The sequence below is a fragment of the Pseudomonas sp. PA15(2017) genome, assembly GCF_001945395.1.
Lineage (GTDB): Bacteria > Pseudomonadota > Gammaproteobacteria > Pseudomonadales > Pseudomonadaceae > Aquipseudomonas.
The window spans coordinates 1-23,882 of sequence record NZ_MSXV01000043.1 but is presented as its reverse complement, the minus strand read 5'-3'; the positions used below and the strand labels follow the sequence as shown (position 1 = coordinate 23,882).

At 63.9% G+C, this 23,882-nt stretch carries 25 protein-coding genes and 2 tRNA genes; 9 read left to right on the top strand and 18 right to left on the bottom strand.

Annotated features, from left to right (window positions below; genetic code table 11):
* Positions 1-38: 38 nt before the first annotated feature.
* The gene (locus tag BVH03_RS13595) at positions 39-1,304 is read right to left on the bottom strand and encodes a sensor domain-containing diguanylate cyclase (RefSeq protein ID WP_075961671.1); all 1,266 of its coding nucleotides are present in this window, start codon (positions 1,302-1,304) and stop codon (positions 39-41) included.
* Between BVH03_RS13595 and BVH03_RS13590 the strand changes: the two genes are divergently transcribed.
* Positions 1,291-1,554 (top strand): hypothetical protein, encoded by a 264-nt coding sequence (locus BVH03_RS13590; RefSeq protein ID WP_075961670.1) that lies wholly within the window; start codon positions 1,291-1,293, stop codon positions 1,552-1,554. The two genes, BVH03_RS13595 and BVH03_RS13590, sit on opposite strands and share 14 nt — an antisense overlap.
* 362 nt (positions 1,555-1,916) lie before the next feature.
* Here BVH03_RS13590 and ychF read toward each other — a convergent pair whose 3' ends face one another.
* The 9 genes from ychF to BVH03_RS13545 all read right to left on the bottom strand — a co-directional run bounded on the left by ychF (position 1,917) and on the right by BVH03_RS13545 (position 9,034).
* Positions 1,917-3,017, bottom strand: coding sequence for a redox-regulated ATPase YchF (ychF, locus tag BVH03_RS13585; protein WP_075961669.1), 1,101 nt, complete (start codon positions 3,015-3,017; stop codon positions 1,917-1,919).
* Positions 3,018-3,051: 34 nt separating this feature from the next.
* Positions 3,052-3,642, bottom strand: coding sequence for an aminoacyl-tRNA hydrolase (pth, locus tag BVH03_RS13580; protein ID WP_075961668.1), 591 nt, complete (start codon positions 3,640-3,642; stop codon positions 3,052-3,054).
* Between the two features lie 39 nt (positions 3,643-3,681).
* On the bottom strand, positions 3,682-4,308 hold the full coding sequence (locus tag BVH03_RS13575; protein ID WP_075931824.1) for a 50S ribosomal protein L25/general stress protein Ctc: 627 nt from the start codon (positions 4,306-4,308) through the stop codon (positions 3,682-3,684).
* Between the two features lie 112 nt (positions 4,309-4,420).
* On the bottom strand, positions 4,421-5,362 hold the full coding sequence (locus BVH03_RS13570; RefSeq protein WP_027906044.1) for a ribose-phosphate pyrophosphokinase: 942 nt from the start codon (positions 5,360-5,362) through the stop codon (positions 4,421-4,423).
* Between the two features lie 44 nt (positions 5,363-5,406).
* Positions 5,407-5,481, bottom strand: a tRNA-Gln gene (locus tag BVH03_RS13565).
* A 59-nt stretch (positions 5,482-5,540) separates the two neighbouring features.
* Positions 5,541-5,615, bottom strand: a tRNA-Gln gene (locus BVH03_RS13560).
* Positions 5,616-5,640: 25 nt separating this feature from the next.
* Positions 5,641-6,516, bottom strand: a complete 876-nt coding sequence (ispE, locus tag BVH03_RS13555; RefSeq protein WP_075961667.1) for a 4-(cytidine 5'-diphospho)-2-C-methyl-D-erythritol kinase — start codon at positions 6,514-6,516, stop codon at positions 5,641-5,643.
* Between the two features lie 167 nt (positions 6,517-6,683).
* On the bottom strand, positions 6,684-7,304 hold the full coding sequence (gene lolB / locus BVH03_RS13550; protein ID WP_075961666.1) for a lipoprotein insertase outer membrane protein LolB: 621 nt from the start codon (positions 7,302-7,304) through the stop codon (positions 6,684-6,686).
* Positions 7,304-9,034 carry a tetratricopeptide repeat protein gene (locus tag BVH03_RS13545; RefSeq protein ID WP_075961665.1) on the bottom strand — a complete coding sequence of 577 codons (1,731 nt, stop codon included), beginning with the start codon at positions 9,032-9,034 and terminating at the stop codon, positions 7,304-7,306. Before BVH03_RS13545 ends, lolB begins: the two co-directional genes overlap by 1 nt.
* Before the next feature lie 275 nt (positions 9,035-9,309).
* Here BVH03_RS13545 and hemA point away from each other — a divergent pair, with 275 nt between their 5' ends.
* The 6 genes from hemA (at position 9,310) to BVH03_RS13515 (ending at position 14,777) form a co-directional block, all read left to right on the top strand.
* Complete coding sequence (gene hemA / locus BVH03_RS13540) at positions 9,310-10,590, top strand: glutamyl-tRNA reductase (protein ID WP_075961664.1); 1,281 nt, start codon at positions 9,310-9,312, stop codon at positions 10,588-10,590.
* Positions 10,587-11,669 (top strand): peptide chain release factor 1, encoded by a 1,083-nt coding sequence (gene prfA / locus BVH03_RS13535; RefSeq protein ID WP_075961663.1) that lies wholly within the window; start codon positions 10,587-10,589, stop codon positions 11,667-11,669. The genes hemA and prfA overlap by 4 nt, the downstream gene beginning before the upstream one ends.
* 88 nt (positions 11,670-11,757) lie before the next feature.
* Positions 11,758-12,591, top strand: coding sequence for a peptide chain release factor N(5)-glutamine methyltransferase (gene prmC / locus BVH03_RS13530; RefSeq protein ID WP_075961662.1), 834 nt, complete (start codon positions 11,758-11,760; stop codon positions 12,589-12,591).
* Positions 12,584-13,351, top strand: a complete 768-nt coding sequence (locus BVH03_RS13525) for a molybdopterin-synthase adenylyltransferase MoeB (protein WP_075961661.1) — start codon at positions 12,584-12,586, stop codon at positions 13,349-13,351. The genes prmC and BVH03_RS13525 overlap by 8 nt, the downstream gene beginning before the upstream one ends.
* Positions 13,344-14,141, top strand: a complete 798-nt coding sequence (gene murI, locus BVH03_RS13520) for a glutamate racemase (RefSeq protein ID WP_075961660.1) — start codon at positions 13,344-13,346, stop codon at positions 14,139-14,141. The genes BVH03_RS13525 and murI overlap by 8 nt, the downstream gene beginning before the upstream one ends.
* Before the next feature lie 117 nt (positions 14,142-14,258).
* Positions 14,259-14,777, top strand: a complete 519-nt coding sequence (locus tag BVH03_RS13515) for an acyloxyacyl hydrolase (protein ID WP_075961659.1) — start codon at positions 14,259-14,261, stop codon at positions 14,775-14,777.
* 71 nt (positions 14,778-14,848) lie between these two features.
* Here the strand turns inward: BVH03_RS13515 and BVH03_RS13510 are convergent, their stop codons facing one another.
* The 8 genes from BVH03_RS13510 to BVH03_RS13475 form a co-directional block, all read right to left on the bottom strand.
* Entirely contained in the window at positions 14,849-15,166 is a 318-nt protein-coding gene (locus tag BVH03_RS13510; protein WP_075961658.1) for a YkgJ family cysteine cluster protein, read from the bottom strand.
* Between the two features lie 40 nt (positions 15,167-15,206).
* A complete protein-coding gene (locus BVH03_RS13505) occupies positions 15,207-15,704 on the bottom strand; it encodes a DUF2878 domain-containing protein (protein WP_075961657.1) in 498 nt (165 codons plus the stop codon).
* Positions 15,705-15,782: 78 nt separating this feature from the next.
* Positions 15,783-16,553, bottom strand: a complete 771-nt coding sequence (locus BVH03_RS13500) for an SDR family oxidoreductase (protein ID WP_075961656.1) — start codon at positions 16,551-16,553, stop codon at positions 15,783-15,785.
* Entirely contained in the window at positions 16,550-17,998 is a 1,449-nt protein-coding gene (gene phrB, locus BVH03_RS13495; RefSeq protein WP_075961704.1) for a deoxyribodipyrimidine photo-lyase, read from the bottom strand. The genes BVH03_RS13500 and phrB overlap by 4 nt, the downstream gene beginning before the upstream one ends.
* Positions 17,999-18,009: 11 nt before the next feature.
* Positions 18,010-18,954, bottom strand: coding sequence for a MerR family transcriptional regulator (locus BVH03_RS13490; protein WP_075961655.1), 945 nt, complete (start codon positions 18,952-18,954; stop codon positions 18,010-18,012).
* Complete coding sequence (locus BVH03_RS13485) at positions 18,951-19,919, bottom strand: DUF523 and DUF1722 domain-containing protein (protein WP_075961654.1); 969 nt, start codon at positions 19,917-19,919, stop codon at positions 18,951-18,953. The genes BVH03_RS13490 and BVH03_RS13485 overlap by 4 nt, the downstream gene beginning before the upstream one ends.
* A 131-nt stretch (positions 19,920-20,050) precedes the next feature.
* Positions 20,051-20,278, bottom strand: coding sequence for a TIGR02450 family Trp-rich protein (locus tag BVH03_RS13480; RefSeq protein ID WP_075961653.1), 228 nt, complete (start codon positions 20,276-20,278; stop codon positions 20,051-20,053).
* Positions 20,275-21,267 (bottom strand): NAD(P)/FAD-dependent oxidoreductase, encoded by a 993-nt coding sequence (locus BVH03_RS13475; RefSeq protein ID WP_075961652.1) that lies wholly within the window; start codon positions 21,265-21,267, stop codon positions 20,275-20,277. The genes BVH03_RS13480 and BVH03_RS13475 overlap by 4 nt, the downstream gene beginning before the upstream one ends.
* 496 nt (positions 21,268-21,763) lie before the next feature.
* Between BVH03_RS13475 and BVH03_RS13470 the strand changes: the two genes are divergently transcribed.
* Positions 21,764-22,663 (top strand): TIGR01777 family oxidoreductase, encoded by a 900-nt coding sequence (locus tag BVH03_RS13470; protein WP_075961651.1) that lies wholly within the window; start codon positions 21,764-21,766, stop codon positions 22,661-22,663.
* Between the two features lie 55 nt (positions 22,664-22,718).
* Complete coding sequence (gene hemH / locus BVH03_RS13465) at positions 22,719-23,747, top strand: ferrochelatase (RefSeq protein ID WP_075961650.1); 1,029 nt, start codon at positions 22,719-22,721, stop codon at positions 23,745-23,747.
* Positions 23,748-23,882 lie beyond the last annotated feature (135 nt).

The window sequence follows — 23,882 nt, the reverse complement described above, 5'->3', positions numbered from 1 at the left end:
TAGGCGTCTGGCCTGGTTTTTCTGCCATTGCCGGTCCCTCAATTGATCTCTACGCGATTGCGGCCGTTCTGCTTGGCGCGGTAGAGCGCTTTGTCGGCGCGGCCGAAGGCGGTGTCTGGGGTGGAGTCCTGTGGTGTCAGTTGGGTGAGGCCGATGCTCAGGGTCAGGTGGATTTCCTCACCGTCGACGCGCAGCGGCTCGCTGGCCAGGGCGTGTTGCACGCGACAGGAGAAGTCGCGGGCTGGGAAGCTGCCGGCACCGCTGAGCAGCACGGCGAACTCTTCGCCGCCGACGCGGCCGGCCAGGTCGCTGGCGCGCAGTTGGCTGCGCAGGATATCGCTGAAATGGCGCAGGGCGCGGTCGCCGATGCCATGGCCCCAGCGGTCGTTGACCAGTTTGAAGTGGTCCAAGTCGCACATCAGCAGGCTCGACACGCTCATGTCGCGACGCTGGATGCGCGCCAGTTCGGTGCCCAGGTAGGCCATGAACACGCGCCGGTTGGCCAGTTGGGTGAGGGCATCCATGGAGGCGAATTCGTGCAGTTCGCGCTCGAAGCGTTTGCGCTCGGTGATGTCGGTCACCACGCCGTGCCAGGCGATGCTGCCGTCCACTTCGCGCTGTGGGCGCGCTTCCCCCAGGCGCCAGCGCAGGCCTTGCCGAGGCAACTGCACGCGGTATTCGACGTGCCAGTTGGAGAAGACTCGCTCGGCTTCCTTGCGCGCGGCGTTGTACACGGCGAGGTCGTCGGGGTGCACGCAATGGTGGATGATTTCCGGATCGTGCAGCAGTTGCTCCGGGGTGACTTCGAAGATGTCGCGTACACCGGCACTGACGTAGGTGAAGCTACCGCTGCCGTCGCGGTAGCTGAGGTACTGGAAGACCACACCGGGTACCTGGTCGGTCAGCCTGGTGACCAGCTCAACGCTATGCTGCAGGCGCTTGGCCAGTGAGCGCAGGTTGCTGATGTCGGTGGTGGTGCCGAGCATGCGCAGGGCATTGCCCTGCGCGTCGCGGGCGACCACCTTGCCGCGGCTGCACACCCATTTGTAGCTGCCATCGCGGCAGCGCAGGCGATGCTCCACATGGTACTGCTCGGTTTGCCCGTTGAAGTGGGCCTGCATTGCTTGCTGCACGTGCTCCAGCTCGTCGGGGTGAACGCGTGCGTAGCTGTCTTCGATACGCGTGCTGACCTCGTGTTCGGCATAGGCGAGCATGGCTTTCCAGGCGGTGGAGTAGTGGATTTGTCCCCTGAGCAGGTCTCGATCCCAGATGCCGGTGCCGCTGCCCTGAATGGCCAAGGCCATGCGGTTTTCTTCCCGCGAGGCGTCGTCGGTCGGCGTCTGGGCGAGCAACTGGGCAGCGCTGTCCGCTGTCGGCGATGTCCTGCAGTGTGCCCTGCAAGATGGCGTCGATCGCCTGGGCGGCCGCATCGGCCACGAAAAATATGCCGAGGCATTCGCCGGCTTCGACACGCAGTGGGTATCCGATAAAGCAACCGAGCGCGTCATGTGGGTGACGTGCGCCCAGGCGTGCGTCTGGCATGACGAGTGGTGACTGGCCGAGTCGCGTACGAATGAGCAGTGGCTGCAAGGCCTGCTGGAGGGCAGCGGGCTGCGGCGGGTCGAGCTGCAAGGGGTCATCGCCGGTGGCGATGCCGCAGAGGCCGAAGCCGCTCAGGCGGCCGGCAAGGCGCAACAGCGCAGCGAATCGCGCTGATGGGAGGCTGACCGAAGCAGAACTCGGAATGTCGGGTTTCACGGTACAGCGCCTGCTGGGGAGGGCAGGGCCAGTATACTGCTGCGCGGCGTCATGCATAGGGCGATGCTGGCAAAAAGCCGTATCGCAGGGCGCCATGTACAACTGCAGAAACAACAAAGCCGCGTTGTTCGCGCGGCTTCGTTCGTTATGGCAAGGGCTTAGACGTTGAAGCGGAAGTGCATCACGTCGCCGTCCTTGACGATGTACTCCTTGCCTTCCAGGCGCCATTTGCCCGCTTCCTTGGCACCGGCTTCGCCTTTGTACTGGATGAAGTCGTCATAGGCGATGACTTCGGCGCGGATGAAGCCTTTTTCGAAATCGGTATGAATGGCGGCCGCGGATTGTGGGGCGGTGGCGCCGACCTTGACGGTCCAGGCGCGCACTTCCTTCACGCCGGCGGTGAAGTAGGTTTGCAGGTTGAGCAGCGAGTAACCGGCGCGGATCACGCGGTTCAAGCCGGGTTCGGTCATGCCCATGGTTTCCAGGAACATCTGCATCTCTTCCAGATCGTCCAGTTCGGCGATCTCGGCTTCGATCTTGTTGCACACTGGCACGACGATGGCGCCTTCTTCCTCGGCGATGGCTCTCACCACGTCCAGGTGCGGGTTGTTCTCGAAGCCGTCTTCAGCGACGTTGGCGATGTACATCACCGGTTTGGTGGTCAGCAAGTGGAAGGTCTTGGCCAGGCGCTTCTCGTCGTCACCCAGGTTCTTGAGCAGGCTGCGCGCCGGCTTGCCTTCGGTGAAGTGCGGGATGAGCTTTTCCAGCAGCGCCTTCTGTGCCACGGCTTCCTTGTCGCCGCCCTTGGCGGTACGGGCGACGCGCTGCAGTTGCTTCTCGCAGCTGTCGAGGTCGGCCATGATCAGCTCGAGGTCGATGATCTCGATGTCGCGCTTGGGGTCGACACTGTTGGCGACGTGGATGACGTTCTCGTCTTCGAAGCAACGCACCACATGGGCGATGGCGTCGGTCTCGCGGATGTTGGCGAGGAACTTGTTGCCCAGGCCTTCACCTTTCGAGGCGCCGGCGACCAGGCCGGCGATATCGACGAATTCCATGGTGGTGGGAATCACGCGCTCGGGCTTGACGATCTCGGCCAGGGCGTCGAGGCGTGGGTCGGGCATGGGCACGATGCCGCTGTTCGGCTCGATGGTGCAGAACGGGAAATTCTCAGCGGCGATGCCGGACTTGGTGAGGGCATTGAACAGGGTGGACTTGCCGACGTTGGGCAGGCCGACGATGCCGCAATTGAATCCCATGGTGTATCCCTCGCGCCAATGGCGGTAGATGAAATTAGAGAGTGGCTTTCTGGCTGTGCAGCTTGCGCATCGCTACCGTCCAGTCACCGGCGAGTATTTCCGGGAGGACGTCGAGGGCGAAGCCGATGCTGGTATCCAGCAGTTCCTGCTCGCCACGCGGCGCGCGGCCGAGTACGAAGTTGGAGACCATGCTGGCGTGCCCAGGGTGGCCGATGCCAAGCCGCAGGCGGTGGAAATTGTTCTGGTTGCCGAGCTGGGCAATGATGTCGCGCAGCCCGTTATGCCCGCCGTGCCCGCCACCCTGTTTGAGTTTGGCGACGCCGGGAGGCATGTCGAGTTCGTCGTGGGCCACCAAGATTTCTTCGGGTTTTAGCTTGAAGAAATTCGCCAACGCCGCCACGGACTGGCCGCTGCGGTTCATGAAGGTGGTGGGGATAAGCAGACGAACTTCGCGGCCCTGGTGATTGAACTTGCCCACCAGGCCAAAATACTTGCGATCAACGCTGAGATTGAAGCGCAGGCGCTCCGCCAGGCGCTCAACGAAAAGGGCCCCTGCATTGTGCCGGGTCTGGTCGTATTCGGGGCCCGGGTTACCCAGGCCAACGATCAGTTGTACGGCAGTCATACAGGAGCCCTTTCTTGAAGCAGGCGTAGCGAGCCGGAATTACTCGGCGGTGCTTTCGCCTTCGCCTTCGGCTGCGTCTTCTGCACGAACGCGCGGCAGGTGAACGCTGGCAACCGGCAGATCGCTACCGTGGGCCAGAGCAACCAGCTCAACGCCTTTCGGCAGCTTGATGTCGGACAGGTGAACGGTCTGGTCCAGATCGACGTTGGCGAAGTCGACTTCGATGAACTCCGGCAGGTCTTTCGGCAGGCAGGAGACTTCAACTTCGTTCAGCGAGTGCAGAACTTCACCGCCTTTCTGCTTCACGCCAACGGAGGTAGCTTCGTTGATGAAGTGCAGCGGCACGTGTGCGGTCAGTTTCTGGCCGGCCACCACGCGGATGAAGTCAGCGTGCAGAACGAAGCCTTTGGCCGGGTGGCGCTGCAGGGCTTTGATCAGAACGTTTTCTTTCTTGCCGTCAACGGTCAGGTTCAGCACGTGGCTGAAGGCTGCTTCGTTTTCCAGCAACTTGGCGAAATCCTTGGCAACCAGGCTGATGGACAGGGGGGCCTTGTCGCCACCGTAGATCACGGCAGGAACCAGGCTGGCGTTACGACGCAGGCGGCGGCTCGCACCTTTCCCCAGGTCGGAACGCGCTTCGGCATTCAGGGTAAATTCAGCAGTCATTTCACTTCTCCAGAATAACCAAACCGCCCGTTACGCTTGCGACCAGCGGCGGGGCGGTTCGGTGAAAGGCCTGGCCAGGTGGCCAGGCATGTTTCGTCAGGGGCGTTCCGGGTTAACGGAACATCGCACTGATCGATTCTTCATTGCTGATGCGGCGTACCGCTTCAGCGACAACCGGTGCGATGTCCAGTTGACGGATGCGCGAACAGGATTGCGCGGCGGCGGACAGCGGGATGGTGTTGGTCACCACCAGTTCGTCCAGTACCGAGTTCTCGATGTTCTCGATGGCACGGCCCGACAGCACCGGGTGCGTGGCATAGGCGTACACCTTGGCAGCGCCGTGTTCCTTCAGAGCCTTGGCCGCGTGGCACAGGGTGCCGGCGGTGTCGACCATGTCGTCGACCAGGATGCAGGTACGACCTTCCACGTCACCGATGATGTGCATCACTTCGGAGTGGTTGGCCTTTTCACGACGCTTGTCGATGATCGCCAGATCGACGCCCAGGCTCTTGGCCACGGCGCGAGCACGCACCACGCCGCCGATGTCCGGGGAAACGATCATGAGATTGTCGAAGCGTTGATCTTCGATGTCGTCGACCAGTACGGGCGAGCCGTAGATGTTGTCGACCGGGATATCGAAGAAGCCTTGGATCTGATCCGCGTGCAGGTCGACGGTGAGAACCCGGTCGATGCCTACCACGGTGAGCATGTCGGCCACGACCTTGGCGCTGATTGCCACGCGAGCGGAGCGCGGGCGGCGATCCTGGCGGGCATAGCCGAAGTAGGGGATGACTGCAGTGATTCGAGTCGCTGAGGAGCGGCGGAAGGCGTCTGCCATCACCACCAGCTCCATCAGGTTGTCATTGGTTGGCGCGCACGTCGGCTGAATCAGGAAAACGTCCTTACCGCGGACGTTCTCGTTGATTTCGATCATGATTTCGCCGTCGGAGAATTTACCGACCGAGGCATCACCGAGGGGAATGTGCAGCTGACGAACGATACGTCGCGCCAGATCGGGGTTAGCGTTCCCCGTAAAGACCATCATCTTGGACACGCGCAGTACCTGCCGGCTGAGGGTAACCTGGATGAGTATAAAAATGGCAGGGGCGGCTGGATTCGAACCAACGCATGCCAGGATCAAAACCTGGTGCCTTACCGCTTGGCGACGCCCCTGTATCGTGTGTGACGCAATGCTGCTCAATTCGGTAGTACGAGCCACCCTTGGGTGGTTATGGCAGGGGCGGCTGGATTCGAACCAACGCATGCCAGGATCAAAACCTGGTGCCTTACCGCTTGGCGACGCCCCTGTAACGTATAACCGATGCTACGCATTCACTTCCTGGCCAGTTCTTGCAGCTTGCGGTGCAACATCGAAACGTTGGCACCCTGCGCAACAAAACTTGGCAGTGTGGCTGGAAGTTGGCGGGCGACTTTATCAGCATCGTCCCGGTTTGGGAAGCTCCCAAACACACAAGCTCCAGTGCCGGTCAATCTTGTCGGAACAAATTTGTTCAGCAAGATCAGCGCGTTACGAACAGCAGAGTAACGCTTCTCGACGACCGGCTGGCAGTCGTTACGACCACCCCCCTCAAGAAGGCTGCGAACTTTAATGGGCGGCGTATCGCGTGTCAACTCAGGGTCGGAGAAAACTTCTGCTGTACTGACAAGCACTTGCGGTACGGCGACGAGAAACCACGGCTCCGGCAGCTCGACCGGTGTGAGTTTTTCGCCGACGCCTTCGGCGAAGGCCGCGCGGCCGCGCACGAAAACCGGTACGTCGGCGCCCAGGCCGAGGCCCAGGGCCGCCAGGCGATCCTCGCTCCAGCCCAGTTGCCACAGGTGATCGAGACCGAGCAGGGTGGTCGCCGCATCCGAGCTGCCACCACCGATGCCGCCGCCCTTGGGCAGGCGCTTGTTCAGCCAGATGTCCGCACCCAGGCGAGTACCGCTCTGCTGCTGCATTTGTCTGGCAGCACGCACGATCAGGTTGCTGTCGTGGGGCACACCGTCGATTTCGGTATGCAGGCGGATCACGCCGTCCTCGCGACGCCTGAAGCCCAGTTCGTCACCGTGATCGAGGAACTGAAACAGGGTCTGCAGCTCGTGATAGCCGTCCTCGCGACGACCGAGAATGTGCAGCATCAGGTTGAGCTTGGCCGGTGCCGGCAGGGTCAGCTCGGCGTCGGCGGGGATGGCGTGGGTAATCATTGGGAATGGCTGGCAAGAGGGGATAAGTGAGTCGCGCAGGCTAGCGCAGCCCGTAGCCCGGGTCGAGCGCCGCGACACCCGGGAACTTGGTCTTGGGTACCGCTACGCTCAACCGCAGGCTACGGTGCGGGAATTGCGAGTGCGAAAGTCGCGCGAGGCGGGCGCGATTACTGACCGAGGTGGCGCGGCTGCCAGTCCTTGATCACCAGGGTCACCTGGATGTCGTGGCCTTCCAGGCGCAGGCGCTCGGGCAGCCAGTAGCCATCCTGCTCGGCGTAGCGGGTGTAACTGACTTCCCAGCCATCCTGACTCAGCTGCGCCAGGCGGCTGTCGGCATCCAGGGTGATGCGGCTCTTGCTGTCCGGTGCGGGCAGACCACGAATCCACCACAGCAAATGCGAGACGGGAAGGTTGAGGCCCAGTTGCTGCTGCAGCAGCTCTTCCGGGGACTCGGCCTGGTAGCGGCCCTGGTTGGCGACCTCCAGCTCGACCGCGCCGGGTCGGCCGGTCAGGCGCGCCGCGCCGCGGCCGAGTGGGCCGGACAGGCGGATATCGGCGTAATCCTGGCGCTGCAGCCAGAACAATGTGCCGCTGCCCGAGTCGCGTGGTGCGCGGATGCCGACCTTGCCGTTGATCTGCCAGCCATCGAGCGTGCTGATCTGCTGCTTATGTGCCTGCCAGCGAGCCGGGTCGCCAAGGCCCTGTTCCACCGCCTCGCGGGTGGAGAGGCCGGAACAGCCGGCCAGCAAGGTGACCAGGGCGAGTACGAGAAGGGGGCGAAGCGACATCAGGGTTTCTCCGATCCGGTCAGGCGCTGCACGGTGCTGCGCAGAATTTCACTTTCAGGTTGTTCCGTCAGGGCGTCGCGCCAGATCTTGCGGGCTTCGCGCTGCTTGCCCTGGGCCCACAGCGCTTCACCCAGGTGGGCGGCGACTTCGTGGTCCGGGAAGCGTTCGAACGCCTGGCGCAGCCATTTCTCCGCGTCGGCCAGGTTGCCAAGGCGATAGTTGGCCCAGCCCAGGCTGTCGAGGATGGCCGGGTCTTCCGGATTGATGTCATGGGCTTTCTGGATCAGCTCCAGGCCTTCGTGGTGGCGATCGGTACGGTCGACCAGGGTGTAGCCCAAGGCGTTGAGGGCCATGGCGTTGTCCGGCTCGCGCTCGAGGATCAGGCGCAGGTCGCGTTCCAGCTGCTTCAGGTCACCGCGTGGCTCGGCCAGCATGGCGCGGGTGTAAAGCAGGTTGATGTCGCCCGGATACTGCTTGAGCGCCTGCTGGATGAGATCCCAGGCCTGGTCGGGCTTGTTCTGCTTGGACAGCGACTCGGCTTCGATCAGGTAAAGCTGCAGGGCATAATCCGGCTCGCTGTCACGGGCTTCGGCCAGGTGCCGGGAGGCCTCGGCGCCACGGCCATTGGCGACCAGCAGATCGGCCATGCGTGCCTGGGCAGGCAGGTAATCGGTACCGCCGCCAACCATCGAGTAGGCGAGCAGCGCTTCGTCCACTTCGCCCAGTGCTTCGTGGGCGCGGCCGAGGTTGTATTGGGCAGGATCCACATGGGCGTCGCGCTGGATCAGTTCTTCCAGGTAGACGATGGCTTCGCGCCAGGCTTCGGCTTCCAGGCACACCAGCGCCAGGGAAAAGCGCAGGTCATCATCTTCGGGGAATTGCTGCAGTAGCGAGGAGAACTCGCCGCGGGCTTCATCCATGCGACCCAGCTCGACCAGTTGGCGGGCGTAAGTCAAGCGCAGGCGTTTGTCGCTCGGTTTGCGCTCCATGCCTTTTTTAAGCAGCGGCAGTGCTTCTTCACCGCGGCCCAGGCTTTGCAACAGGCGGGCGCGCAGCAGCAACGGGGCGGACTGGTCCTGCTTGGCTTCGCTGGTCTCGAGCAGCTTCAGGGCTTCCTCGGCGCGGCCGTCCTGCTGCAGCAGCAGTGCCTTGCCGAACAGCAGCTGGCCGTCGTTCGGGTACTTGCCGAGCAGGCGATCGAAGCTTTGCAAAAGGCCGGCACGAGTGTCGGGGTCGGTTTCCGCGGCGGACAGCGCGAGGAAGTCGAAATGGGTGTTGCCCTGGCGCTGGCGCACGCGCTCCATGTAGGCCATGGCTTCGTCGTAGCGACCGGCGCGGGCCAGTTGGACGGCGGCGGCGCGTTGGGCATCGACGTCATCGGGTGCGTTCTTGGCCCACACCAGTGAGGTGTCCAGGGCTTCCTGCTCGGCGCCCAGGTATTCGGCAATGCGGAAGCCGCGCTCGGCGACGCCGGCATCCTGGGTCGCATTGGCCTGCTGTACGTAGTTGCTCAGGGCAATGTCGAAGCGGTTGCGCTGGCCGGCCAACTCGGCGGTCAGCAGCGCCAGCAGGGTTTCCTGGCTGAACGAGCCGTAAGATTCCGGTGCCTTGGCGGCTGCCTCGGTGCCCGGTTCCTCGACGGGAACGCTGCCGTCCGGCGCGGACGGCGCAAAAGTCTGACAACCACCCAGCAAGGCCAGGGCGGTGAGCAACGCGATGGGTCTATTCATAAGAGGAAATGCGACTGACCTGCGGTTTTGGCCATCATGACACAAGCCGTTGGCCAAGCCCATGGGGCAGCCCGTGTGTCCTGGCGATGTCAGGTTGGACTGCCGAAGCCTGGGTGGGTTGCATCCAATCCAGGTACAGGCTTCTGGTGCCGGAAAAGTCGTTCTCATCGCCGGTCATCGGTCATGGCTATCGGCGCGATGCACGGTGCGATGGTTGTCCTGCACCGGCCGAAGTAGGACAATTGCCGGCTTCCACCCCCCTGTCAGCGACGTGCATGGCCTTTATCGCCCTCGGTATCAACCACAAGACCGCTTCGGTGGATGTTCGCGAGCGCGTGGCTTTTACTCCAGAGCAGCTCGTAGAGGCATTGCAGCTGCTTTGCCGTGATACGCCGAGCCGCGAAGCGGCGATCCTGTCGACCTGCAACCGCAGCGAACTGTACCTCGAACAGGACGGCTCGGGCGCCGAGGAGGTACTCGGCTGGCTGGCCGATTACCACCATGTGAGCGTCGAAGAGCTGCGTGCCTGCGCGTATATCCACGAAGACGATGCGGCCGTTCGTCACATGATGCGCGTGGCCTCCGGCCTCGATTCCATGGTGCTCGGCGAACCGCAGATTCTCGGTCAGATGAAATCCGCCTTCGCCGTGGCCCGCGAGGCCGGCACCCTGGGCCCGCTGCTGGGGCGTCTGTTCCAGGCCACCTTCAGCACCGCCAAGACCGTGCGTACCGATACCGCCATCGGCGAGAACCCGGTGTCGGTGGCCTTTGCCGCCGTCAGCCTGGCCAAGCAGATCTTCGCCGACCTGCACCGCAGCCAGGCGCTGCTGATCGGTGCCGGCGAGACCATCAGCCTGGTGGCTCGCCACCTGCACGACCAGGGCATCAAGCGTATCGTGGTCGCCAACCGCACCCTGGAGCGCGCCAGCAGCCTGGCCGAGCAGTTCGGCGCCCACGCCGTGCTGCTCTCCGACATTCCTCAGGAACTGGTGCACAGCGACATCGTCATCAGCTCCACCGCCAGCCAGTTGCCGATTCTCGGCAAAGGCGCGGTGGAAAGCGCCCTCAAGCAGCGCAAGCACAAGCCGATCTTCATGGTCGACATCGCCGTGCCGCGGGACATCGAGCCCCAGGTCGGCGAGCTGGATGACGTGTACCTTTATACCGTCGATGACCTGCACGAAGTCATCGCCGAAAACCTCAAGAGTCGCCAGGGTGCGGCCCAGGCCGCCGAGGAACTGGTCGCCGCGGGTACCGACGATTTCATGGCGCGCCTGCGCGAGCTGGCCGCCGTGGACGTGCTCCGCGCTTACCGCCAGCAGGCCGAGCGCCTGCGCGACGACGAGCTGGCACGGGCCCAGCGCATGCTTGCCAATGGTGCCGCTGCCGACGACGTACTGGCCCAGCTGGCACGTGGCCTGACCAATAAACTGCTGCACGCGCCCAGCGTGCAACTGAAGAAATTCTCCGCCACCGGGCGCATCGACGCGCTGGGCGTGGCTCAGGAGCTGTTCGCCCTCGACGAAGGCGCGTCGTCCACTAAAGGCATGCAATGAAAGCTTCGCTGATCAATAAACTCGACCTGCTGCAGGACCGCTTCGAAGAGGTCACGGCGCTGCTCGGCGACGCCGAGGTGATCACCAACCAGACCCAGTTCCGCGCCTATTCCAAGGAGTACGCCGAGATCGAGCCGGTGATCGTGGCGTTTCGTGAATTCCGCAAGGTGCAGGCCGACCTCGAGGGCGCCATGGCGCTGCTCAAGGACAGCGACCCGGATCTGCGCGAAATGGCCGAAGAGGAGGTCGACACTGCCCGTGCGCGCCTGGCCGAATTGGAAGACAGCCTGCAGCGCATGTTGCTGCCCAAGGACCCCAATGACGGACGCAACGTGTTCCTCGAAGTGCGCGCCGGCACTGGCGGCGACGAGGCGGCGATCTTCGCTGGCGATCTGTTTCGCATGTATTCGCGGTACGCCGAGAAGCAGGGCTGGCGCATCGAAGTGCTGTCGGCCAACGAAGGCGAGCACGGCGGCTTCAAGGAAGTGATCGCCCGGGTCGAGGGTGACAACGTGTTCGGCAAGCTCAAGTTCGAGTCCGGCGCCCACCGTGTGCAGCGCGTGCCGGAAACCGAGTCCCAGGGCCGTATCCATACCTCGGCGTGCACCGTTGCAGTGTTGCCGGAGCCCGACGAGCAGATGGCCATCGAGATCAACCCAGCCGATCTGCGCGTCGACACCTACCGCAGCTCCGGCGCCGGCGGTCAGCACGTCAACACCACCGACTCGGCGATTCGCATCACCCACATCCCCACCGGTACCGTGGTCGAGTGTCAGGAAGAACGCTCTCAGCACAAGAACCGCGCCAAGGCCATGGCCTGGCTGGCGGCCAAGCTCAAGGACCAGCAGGACGCGGCTGCCCACAAGGAAATCTCCGATACCCGCAAGCTGCTGGTCGGCTCGGGTGATCGCTCCGAGCGCATTCGCACCTACAACTTTCCGCAAGGGCGAGTGACCGACCACCGCATCAACCTGACCCTGTATTCCCTGGGCGAAGTGATTGCCGGCGGCGTCGATGCGGTGATCGAGCCGCTGCTCGCCGAGTACCAGGCCGATCAGCTGGCCGCGTTGAGCGATTGAACGGAGAGTTGGGTGGCGCGGGGTGCTTAGCCAGCGACTTCTCATTCACCCACGCTGCCGGCGCCCCGATCCGTCCAGGAAGCTAGCCATGGCCACTATCGAATCCCTGCTCAACGGCATCGCACTGCCCGACTCGCCCACCCCACGCCTGGACGCCGAACTGCTGCTGGCCCATGCCCTGGGCAAATCGCGCAGTTACCTGCGCACCTGGGCTGACCATGAGGTGGCGGGCGAAACCGCCGAAGTATTCAACGCCAGCCTGGCGCGTCGGCGTAACGGCGAGCCGGTTGCCTACATCCTCGGTCGTCAGGGTTTCTGGAGCCTGGATCTGGACGTCGCGCCCCACACCCTGATCCCGCGGCCGGACACCGAACTGTTGGTGGAGACCTCGCTGGCACTGCTGCCCGGTGGCCCGGCCAGGGTGCTCGACCTCGGCACCGGCACCGGCGCCATCGCCCTGGCATTGGCCAGCGAACGGCCGGCCTGGCAGGTTATCGGCGTCGACCGGGTGGACGAAGCCTTGGCGCTGGCCGAGGGCAATCGCGCCCGGCTGGGCCTGGCGAATGTTTCGTTCCTGGCGAGCCACTGGTTCGCGGCACTGGCCGGCGAGCGCTACGGGCTGATCGTCAGCAACCCGCCCTACATCGCCAGCGACGACCGGCATCTGGGCGAAGGTGATGTCAGATTCGAGCCGAGCAGCGCACTGGTCTCGGGCGTCGACGGGCTGGACGATATCCGCCTGATCATCGAGCAGGCACCTGCATATTTGGCGGCGCCCGGCTGGCTCCTGCTCGAACACGGTTTCGAGCAGGCCGAGGCGGTGCGCGGGTTGTTGAGCCAGCGCGGCTTCGTCGAGGTTCACAGCCGCCGTGATCTCGCCGATCATGAGCGCATCAGCCTGGGGCGGTGGCCACATGAATGAACATCTGAGTGACGAGGAACTGCTGCGCTACAGCCGACAGATCCTGCTCTCGCAGATCGATGTAGACGGCCAGCTGCGCCTCAAGGGTAGCCGCGTACTGATCGTCGGCCTTGGCGGCCTCGGCTCGCCCGTGGCCCTGTACCTGGCGGCCGCCGGGGTGGGCGAGCTGCACCTGGCGGACTTCGACAGCGTCGATCTCAGCAACCTGCAGCGCCAGGTTGCCCACGACACCGCGAGCATCGGCCAGAGCAAGGTCGACTCGGCACTGGCGCGACTCGGTGCGCTCAACCCCCAGGTCACGCTGCGTGCCCATCGGCAAGCCCTGGATGCCGACTCCTTGGCCGCTGCCGTGGCGGCGGTCGACCTGGTGCTCGACTGCTCGGACAACTTCACCACCCGCGAAGCCGTCAACGCCGCTTGTGTGGCTGCGCGCCGGCCGCTGGTCAGCGGCGCGGCGATCCGCCTGGAAGGCCAGTTGTCGGTATTCGATCCGCGCCGCGAAGACAGCCCCTGCTACCACTGCCTGTACGGCCATGGCAGCGAAGCCGAGCTGACCTGCAGCGAAGCCGGTGTGGTCGGGCCGCTGGTTGGCCTGGTCGGCAGCCTGCAGGCGTTGGAGGCATTGAAGCTGCTCGCCGGCTTTGGCGAGCCGCTGGTCGGCCGCTTGCTGCTGATCGACGCCTTCGGCTCGCGCTTTCGTGAGCTGCGGGTCAAGCGCGACCCGGCTTGCGCCGTGTGCGGGAGTGCCGCCGATGCGTGACGCGCCGATCGGTGTGTTCGATTCCGGCGTTGGCGGGCTCACGGTACTGCGGGAAATTCGCGCGCTGCTCCCCGATGAACGGCTGTTCTACGTAGCCGACAGCGGCCACATGCCCTATGGGGAAAAAAGCCCCGAGTACATTCGCGAGCGCTGCCGGCTCATCGCTGCCTTTCTGCTCGCGCGTGGTGCCAAGGCGCTGGTGCTGGCCTGCAATACGGCGACAGTGGCGGGGGTCGCCGAGCTGCGCACGCTGTATCCGCAGCTGCCGATCGTGGCCATGGAGCCCGCTGTCAAGCCTGCGGCAGCCGCGACGCGCTCTGGCGTGGTCGGCGTGCTGGCCACCACCGGGACGCTGAAAAGCGCGCGCTTCGCCGCCTTGCTCGATCAGTTCGCCGGCGATGTGCGGGTGGTCACGCAGCCTTGCCCGGGGCTGGTCGAGCTGATCGAGGCCGGGAATCTGAATGACCCGGCCTTGCATGCGCTGCTGCGCGGCTATGTCGAGCCGTTGCTGGCCGAGGGCTGCGATACGCTGATTCTGGGATGCACTCACTATCCTTTCCTGCGGCCGCTGCTCGGACAGTGGCTGGACCCATCGATCAGCCTGATCGACACCGGCGCGGCAGTCGCCCGGCAGCTGCAACGGCTGCTCGCCAGCCGCGATTTGCTGGCTACCGGGCCGCGTGGTGCCGACGAGTTCTGGTGCAGCGGCGAGCCATTGGCCATGCAACGTGCATTGCCGCATCTGTGGGGCAGTGCCGAACAGGTGAGTTCGTTGGTGGAAAATATTTAATCGGCTATACGTCATTAAATATTTCTAGAACCAACGAAACTTGTTTAAAGTCTGTAACGATGAGTTTCACGATGCCGCACTTAAAATACTAATAAGTCCCTATACAAGGATGCTCCAATGAAGAAGCTGATGGGCTTGGCCGCTGCAGTTGCGTTGTCTCTTGGAGCGGTTACAGCCGCTCAAGCAACGGGTCTGACCTTTTCCGTGGGTCAGTCTGGTGATTCCACCATGGTTTATCGCCTTGGTGCGCAATTCGATTTCAACAGCCGCTGGTTCGAAAGCAGTGTCGGTCATCTCGGTGGCTATTGGGATGCTGGTTACACCTACTGGCAGGGTGACGATACTGCCACCAATCACAGCGTTTCCTTCGCGCCGGTATTCGTCTACGAATTCGCCGGGCAGACCGTCAAACCCTATCTGGAAGCCGGTATCGGGGTGGCGGCATTCTCCAGCACGCGCCTGGAGTCCAACGACCTGGGTTCGTCGTTCCAGTTCGAAGATCGCATCGGTGCGGGCCTGCGTTTCGCCGGTGGTCATGAAGTGGGTATCCGCGCGATCCACTATTCCAACGCCGGTATCAAGAGCCCCAACGATGGCGTCGAAGCCTACTCGCTGCACTATCGCCTGAACTTCTAAGTTAGGCGCAGCAAAAAAACCGGGCGTAGCCCGGTTTTTTTATGCATGTTTTCATGTATGTATAAATGCACTTAGCGATATATCGTGTCGAGGCCGCGGCGCTCGTCCAGGCATTCGGGCGCGCCCATTTCGAACTCGCGGCAAATCAATGGCCGTAGTTCATAGATGGTGCAGCGCATGGTGTCGCGATCCAGCGCGGCGCACCAGCCGTCGTCGAGGCGACGCATCACTTGTCCGCCCCAGTCGTCGTTGTCGATGAAACGTTCGGGCACACCGGTATCGGTGATCAGCATCACTTCCAGTTGGCAGCAGCAGGCTGCACAGGTGCTGCACGAAACAGGCGCGTCTTCGGCGAGCTGGGTGTGGGGAATATGGGGGTCGTTACTCATCCGCCTAGTCTACGCCAGGCGGGCTCGCTACCGAGGGATTTCAAGCCGGGCGGGCGGTGTACAGCCGGGCAAAGCCGTGCAGCAACGGCAGCACGGCTGCCCAGGTCACCGCGAGCAGCGCCAGAGTGGCGGCATTGCCGCAGGGCAGGCGAACCAGGCCGAGCCACAGGCTGGCGCTGTAGGTGAACAGCGCCAGTGCTGCGCCGAGCAGGCTGGCGCGCCACCATGGACGGGCCGTCCAGGCCAGACAATGGCACAGGGTGGTGCCGATTAGCAGCCAGATGAGCGCTTGCCGCAGTGGAATCAGTTGGCGCGGCTCGTCGAAGTCGAACACCCCAAGCTGCAGCAGAAAACTCTCCACCGCGCAGCCAAACAACAAGGCGCTCATCAGCAGTTTTCCTTCGCGCTGCCAGTTGCCGATCCAGATCAGGTGCGCCAGCAGTACCGCCGCTACGCCCCACAGCCATGGGCCGCCGCCGAGCAGGCAGGCGAGCCAGCCAGCGATGAACAGCAGGGCGTTGAACAGGTTTCTAGACACAGGGCGGCATCCGGTGGCGGCAGGCAAAGGGCGCCGATGGTGCCTGGGCGGGCAATGCCGGCGCAAGCCTCGGAGGTGTCAGGACATGTCTCGCTCGCCACGCGTCAAGCGCCGGCTCAGGGCCAGTTGCAAGCGAGCAGGTAGCCGCCCCAACACGCCGAGCGCAGCGATTAACGGGCCTGGAAAGGCAATTTCCAGTGGGCGGGCATGCAGCAGCTTGGCGATATGTCGGGCGGCCTTGTGCGCGGACCAGCGCATGGGAGTGGACAACCCGCTGCCTTGCGCATGCGCCGTGTCGACGAAGCCTGGTGTGACCACAGTGACGGCGACGCCTTCCTGGGCGAGATCCACCCGCAAGGATTCGAGCAGGTAGCGCAGCGTGGCCTTGGAGGCCCCGAAAGCGCCGGCGCCCGGCAGCGGCAGGTAGGTGACCGCGCTGGCGACGCCGACCAGGTGCGGCGACTGGCCACGACGCAGCAGCGGCAGGGCCGCGACGATGCAGTGGCTGGCCGAGAACAGATTACCACGCATCATCTGCGCCAAGGCGTCGGCCTCGAAGTTGCTGGCATCGACATGCTCGTAAACGCCGGCATTGAGTATCGCGCAGTCCAGCGCGCCCCACTGTTCGGTGAGCTGGGCGGCGATGGCATCGACCTCGCTGGCTTCACCCAGATCGCCCGGTAACACCAGCACCCGGCCGGGAAAGCGCTTGGCCAGTGCCTGCAAGGGCTCCTCGCGGCGAGCGCTCAGGGCGAGACGATGGCCGTCGTTCAGCAGGCGCTCGGCGAGGGCATGGCCAATGCCACTGCTGGCACCGGTCAGCCAGATGCGCTGGCTGAACGCGCTCATGACGCCTTGCTGGCCGACGGCAGGTTCTTGAAGGCATCCAGCGCGCGCTGGCGGCTGGCACGCAGGTCGACGATCGGCTTGGGATAGTCCACGCCGCCGCTGAACAGGCTGGCCTGGCTCTTGCCGCCGGCATGGGGGTCGTGAATCGCCTTGTCACTGAGCGAGGCCAGTTCGGGCAGCCATTGGCGGATGAAACGACCGTCCGGATCGAAGCGCTGCGACTGGCTGATCGGGTTGAAGATACGGAAGTAGGGCACCGAGTCGGTACCCGTCGAGGCGCTCCACTGCCAGCCGCCATTGTTGGCGGCCAGGTCGCCGTCGACCAAGTGACGCATGAAGAAGCGCTCACCTTCGCGCCAGTCTATAAGCAGGTTCTTGGTCAGGAACATCGCCACCACCATGCGCAGGCGGTTGTGCATCCAGCCGGTTTCCAGCAGCTGACGCATGGCCGCGTCGATGATTGGAATGCCGGTGCGGCCTTCCTGCCAGGCCTGGAGATCCTTGCCGGCATTGCGCCAGGGCAGTGCTTCGGTTTCCGGGCGGAAGGCACGGCTCATGGAAACGTGCGGGTAGCCGACCAGAATATGGGCGTAGAACTCGCGCCAGATCAGCTCGTTGATCCAGGTGACGGCGCCCTGGCTGCCGCTTTCGAACTCACCGCTGTTGGCGTTCAGCGCTGCGTGCAGACACTGGCGAGGCGACAGCACGCCAGCCGCCAGGTAGGCCGACAGCTGGCTGGTGCCGGGGCGGATGGGAAAGTCGCGGTTGTCGTGGTAATCCTCGATCCACTCGTCGGCGAAGCGCTGCAGGCGTTCACGAGCGGCCTGTTCACCGGCAGGCCAGGCATCGCGCAGCGTCTGGCTGGGTGCTTCGAAACCCTTGACTTGGTTGGGCAGCTTATCGGCCGCGATCTTCAACTTGCCTTGCGCCTTCGGTAGCGGCACCAGGGCGGGCAGGGCCGTGTGCAGGCGCTGATAGCAAACGCCACGGAACTGGCTATACACCTTGAAGTAGGTGTCGGTACGGGTCAGCACGCTGCCTGGCTTGAACAGCAGGCGGTCGAGATGGCTATGGAAGTTGACCCCCAACTCGTCCAGCGCCGCACTCACGGCTTGGTCGCGACGGCTCTCGTTGACTCCGTACTCCTCGTTCGTATGCAAGGCGGCGGCGCCCAGTTCCTGGGCCAGATTGCCGAGCACCTTAGGCGCCGTGCTCCAGTCATCCGCTTCGCGAACCAGCAGCGGCACGTTGAGATGTTGCAGTTCGCGGCTCAATTCACCCAGGTTACGCAGCCAGAAGTCCACCTTGCACGGCGCATCGTCGTGCTGTTGCCACTGGCCCGGGCTGAGCAGGAATACCGCGACCGTCGGCCCGGCCTGCATGGCGGCGGCCAAAGCCGTGTTATCAGTGACACGCAGGTCGGTTCGAAACCACATCAGTTGCAGCATGGGACGTCCTATTCGAGCAGATGACGATCTGCGAGGTTTTGCAGCGCCGCCAGGGGGTCGGCGACGACGGCGACATCCGCCGAAGCGGGGGCGCGGGCGACCAGTTGTTCGGCCTCCTGCTGGTCCTCGATGCCGATCAGCACACAGGGCACGCCATGATCACCGAGCCAATGCTGCAGCGTGGACTGGGCGCTGGTGTTGGAGTCTGCCTCGCAGAACAGCAACACGGCACGCGGACGACGGCGACCGATGGCCAGTGGCAGCTCATTGACGGGCATCGGCCCATCGAAGGCGTCCACCGGGCAGCCCGCGGTGCCGATCAACCAGGCGCACAGCCATAGCTGCGGCGACATCGGCGCCTGGCACAGGTTGATCAGCATCAGCGGCTGGCCCTGGTGCTGGCGGTTGTCGTGATAAACCCGCGCGCCGAGCTTGCTGCGCAGCCAGCTGTGCAGGAACAGGCGCTCGGTGACCGCGCCGGGCAGTTGCGGCCAGCGCGCTTCGAGGGTCACTAGGAGCGGCAGCAGCAGGTGCTGGCAAAGGATTTGTACCGGATAGAGCGCGAGTTCGGCGTTGAAGCGCTCGTCCAGCTGCCGCTCGTCCAACGCATGGATGGCATCGCACAGACGGTCGCGTTTGTCCTGCCACTGCGAGGCCTGTTCGGCGGGCAGCGGCTGGTCGGCGCGCAGCAGGCCTTTTACCTGACCGACAGAGACCCCGCGGTTCAACCAGCCAAGTACGGCCTGGATGGTCTGCACCTGTTCCGGAGAATACAGGCGGTGACCCTTGGCGGTGCGGTGCGGCACGATCAGCCCGTAGCGGCGCTCCCAAGCGCGTAGCGTTACCGGGTTGACACCGGTGATGCTGGCCACGTCGCGGATGGGCCGGTAACCGGCGGCGATCAGGTCCTGCGTGGTGCTGGCGCCCGGCTCGCTGGATGTCGACTGGCTCATAGCGCGTTTCGCAGGCTGAGGTTTTCCGGGTGCGGTTGCAGGTAGACCTGCTGGGCGATGTAGCGATCAGGATGCAGGCGAAAATGGTGCTTGAGCAGGGTCAGCGGCACTACCAACGGAACGATGCCCTTTCGATACTGGCCGATCAGCTGCTGCATTTCCTGCTTTTCCTCAGCACTCAGGGCGCCCTTGAGGTAGCCACTGAGGTGCTGCAGCACGTTACTGTGGGTGCCACGGGTGGCGCAGCGCTTGAGAGCGGTCATCAGTTCGGCGATGTAAAGGGTCGCCAGCTCCTCGAGATCCTGCGCGGATAGGTCGCTCAACAGCCGCCCCAGGCGCTTGTAGCGCAGTGGGTCGGTGGCCATCAGCAGATATTTGTGGCGGGCGTGGAACTCGATCAGCTTGCCGCGGGTGAGGCCCGATTCGCACAGTGTCTGCCACTGCGAATAAGTGAATACGCGGGTCAGGAAATTCTCGCGCAGCACCGGATCGTTGAGCCGACCTTCTTCCTCGATCGGCAGGTTCGGGTGCCGTTCGGCGAGCACCCGGGTAAAGATGCCGCGGCCCTTTGGTTCGCTTGGGTGGCCGTTGTCCTGATAGACCTTCACCCGCTCCAGCCCGCACGATGGCGACTGCTGCATGACGATGTAGCCGCTGATGGCCGGCAGCTCGGCCGCGACCTGTTCGCCGTAGGCAGCGAGGGCGTCGGTGTGGTCCTGATCGGGATGCACGGTGCCGATGGCGCGTGGCGCGGCAGGGTCGCCCACCAGCCGAATCGGCTCGCGCGGCGTGCCCAGGCCGATAGCGACCTCGGGGCAGTAGGGCACGAAATCGAAGTGCTCGCTCAGTTGATCCAGGCACAATCTAGATGCCTTGTGCCCGCCGTTGTAGCGAACTTCGGCACCCAGCAGGCAAGCGCTGACGCCGAGCGTGGGTTTTCTGCGGTGGAGCGGGCTGACGAGCATGGCGCACCTTAAAAATTAACTTGTACAAGGATTTTTTTATGTACAGGTTTATTTCATCTTAAGCCTGATCTTGTACAAGTCAAATTTCATGTACAGGCTCATAGTCATAGAGCCGCTCGCCGCTGCCAGGTTCAACACCATCCCATCAGCCACTGCTCGGCGTCCTGTAGCTGGCGCCAATCCAGGCGCCGGGAGCGCTTGCTGAGCACGGCCTGCAGCTCTACTTGCAGCACGGTGCCTTCTTCGTCGCAGAACAGTTCGGTAACCAGAAAGTGCTTCTCGCGGTTCTGCGGCTTGGCGGCGGTCCACTTCGACAGCAGCAGTTTGCGTGGCGTCAGCCGGTGTCTGAGGCCGCTCATTGGTGATGGGCGATCAGTTTGCGGGCCGCTTCCTGGCCGCTCAGCCAGGCGCCTTCCACGCGGCCTGACAAGCACCAGTCGCCGCACACATAGAGGCCCAGGTCGGCGTCGGCCAAGGCGCCCAGCTGATGGGCGCCGGCCGGGCGCGCATACAGCCAGCGATGGGCCAGACTGAACACGGGCGCAGGCACCGCGCAGCCGATCATCTCCGCGAAGGCGCCATGCAGTTTTTCGATCACCTGCTCCTTGGGCAGATCCAAATGCTGACGGCTCCAGCTGCTGCTGGCGTGCAGCACCCAGGTGTCCAGGGCGGCATCGCGGCCGGGCTTGCTACGGTTGCGCGCGGTCCAGTCGAGCACCTCGTCCTGCACGAAGCAGCCTTCGAGCGGGGTGTTCAACGGCTCCTGGAAGGCCAGGGCGACCGCCCAGGTCGGCTCCATGCTCACGCCCGCCACGGTACCGGCCAGCTTCGGTGCCGTGGCCAGGAGCGCGCCGGCCTGCGGCGCGGGCGTGGCGATAATCACCTGGGCGAATGGGCCGTGGCTTTCGCCGTCGGCATCGAGCAGGTGCCAGTGCTGCTCGCCGCGGAACACCTCGGTGATGCGGCAGGAAAACTTCACCGGCAAAGCGCCGAGCATGGCGCGGGTGATGGCGCTCATGCGCGGGTTGCCGACCCAGCGCACCTGCTCGTCGGCTGACGGGCTGAGTACGCCATTGGCATATTGATAAAGACTGGGCGTCCATTGCTCGACCCAGCCGCGGGCCTGCCATTGGGCTACGGTGGCGGCGAAGCGCCGATCCCGGGCGGTGAAATACTGGGCGCCGAGATCCAGCGCACCAGCGTCGCTGCGTTTGCTGGCCATACGGCCGCCGCTGCCACGGCTCTTGTCGAACAATTGCACGGGATAACCGGCGGCGTGAAGCGCATCGGCGGCGGACAGGCCGGCGATACCGGTGCCAATGATGGCGATGGGGGCTGTGCTGGTCATGTTTACCTCACCTGCTGTCGAGTCGCCGTGACTGCCTGTCGTCGACTCGCTGGGCCTCAGGCTACGCCTCGAACATCGCTCGTTCAATGTACAGTCCGTGTATGAGCGCGTGTCCGTGTCGGGCAGTATCTGCAGCCAGGGCATCTACTCTTCAGAATAGGCGCGCGCGGCAATAGTTTCCCCCCGTTTGCGTCGGCTGCGGACCGAGGCGCGGATTGTTCTTGAGCAAGGTTGACCGACACGTGTCGAACATTCAGAACCTACTCACGATCTGCTGCGCGTCGGCCCTACTGCGTTAAAAACAGGCTCGGAAAGCCGCTTGCGGTTAACGCACTTTAGTGCGGCCCCGAAGGGGCGAGCGAAGCGAGTAATGCTCATTTACAGCTCGTAAACTCCGCTTCCTCGCCTGTTTTTGTGGGGCCGCCTAGGCCTTGTATGGCTCTAGCTCGCGAGATCGTGAACAGGTTCTTAGACACAGCATAACGAGGAGTCTGCCATGCATATTCTGATCACCGGCGGCACTGGCCTGATCGGCCAGGCGCTCTGCCACCAGTGGGCCGCACAGGGCCATCAGCTGACCGTGTGGAGCCGGCGACCCGAGCAGGTGCCGGTGCTGTGCGGCACCGCCGTGCGGGGCGTCGCACGCCTCGAGGATATCGGCGACGAGCCCCTCGATGCGGTGGTCAACCTGGCCGGCGCGCCCATCGCTGATCGGCCCTGGAGCAAGGCACGCAAGCAACTGTTGTGGGAAAGCCGCATCGGGCTTACCGAGCGCCTGGTGGCCTGGCTGCAGGGCCGCGAGCAAAAGCCCGCTGTGCTGTTGTCCGGTTCGGCAGTCGGTTGGTATGGCGACGCTGACGAACACATCATCGACGAGCAGGCCAAGCCCGGAGCGGACTTCGCAGCACAGCTGTGTATCGCCTGGGAGGAGAGCGCCCAGCAGGCCGAGGCGCTGGGCATCCGCGTGGTGCTGCTGCGCACCGGCCTGGTGCTGGCCAAGGAAGGCGGCATGCTCAAGCGCATGGCCACGCCATTTCGTTTCGGCCTCGGTGGGCGCATCGGCAGTGGACGCCAGTGGATGCCGTGGATCCACATTGCCGACCAAATCGCCCTGATTGATTTTCTCTTGCAGCATGAGCAGGCGCGCGGTCCTTATAATGCGTGCTCGCCGCACCCGGTGCGCAACGCCGAATTCGTCAAGGAGCTGGGCCACGCCGTGCACCGGCCGACGCTCATGGTGCTGCCGGCCGTTGCCCTGCGCGCAGGGCTGGGGGAGATGTCGTTGTTGCTGCTCGGTGGCCAACATGCGTTGCCGGTCAGGGCGCAGGAGGCGGGCTTCGAATTCCGTTTCACCCGCCTGGATGTGGCGCTGGTCGACCTGTTGAGCCTTCGTTAACACCTGCTCGCGATCCGGGTGGGTCCTGATCGCGACACTTTAAAAGGGACATTGCATGAACGATCACGCCTTACTGCTGGTCAACCTCGGCTCGCCGGCGTCCACCGAGGTCGCCGATGTGCGCAGTTATCTCAATCAGTTCCTGATGGATCCCTACGTGGTCGACCTGCCCTGGCCGCTGCGACGCCTGTTGGTTTCGCTGATCCTGATCCGTCGACCGGCACAGTCGGCCCACGCCTACGCCTCGATCTGGTGGCCGGAAGGCTCGCCGCTGATCGTGCTCAGCAAACGCCTGCAGGAAGTGATGAAGAGCCAGTGGACCCAGGGCCCGGTAGAGCTGGCCATGCGCTACGGCGAGCCTTCGCTGGATACCGTACTCACCCGCCTGGCCGGGCAGGGCATTACCCAGGTCACCCTGGCGCCGCTGTACCCGCAGTTCGCCGACAGCACCACCACCACGGTGATCGAGGAGGCCAAGCGCGTGGTGCGCGAGCGCAAGCTGCCGATCCGTTTCTCGATTCTGCCGCCGTTCTTCCAGAACCCCGACTACATCGAGGCCCTGGCGGACAGCGCACGACCCTATCTGGAAAAGGATTTCGATCACCTGCTGCTGAGCTTCCACGGTTTGCCGGAGCGGCACATCCGTAAACTGGTCAAGCACATCGACCCGAAACACGACCTGCGTCGTCCCGATAGCGTGGGGGTCAGCGACGAGGTGCTGGCGCGTTGTTACCGCAGCCAGTGCCAGCGCACCGCCGAGGTATTCGCTGCACGCATGGGCCTGCGCCCGGAGCAGTGGTCGGTGTCGTTCCAGTCGCGCCTGGGCAAGGACAAATGGATCGAGCCCTATACCGAGGCGCGCCTCGACGAGCTGGCCGCCCAGGGCGTGAAGAAGCTGCTGGTCATGTGTCCGGCGTTCGTGGCCGACTGCATCGAGACCCTGGAGGAAATCGGTGACCGTGGCCGTGAGCAGTTCCAGGAAGCGGGCGGTGAGAGCCTCGAGCTGGTGCCTTGCCTGAATGACCACCCGAGCTGGGCGGCGGCGCTCAAGCGGCTCTGCGAGCAAGCGCCGCAGAGCCTATAAAAAATGCCCGGTTGAAACCGTAATGCTGTTCACTTAAGCGGAGCAGCCTTACGATCCACTGGATATCGGGTTTTGGAAATCTTCACCGTCCTGGTTCTTCCCGGCCTTGGACGGTGATCCAGAAACATCCCTCCG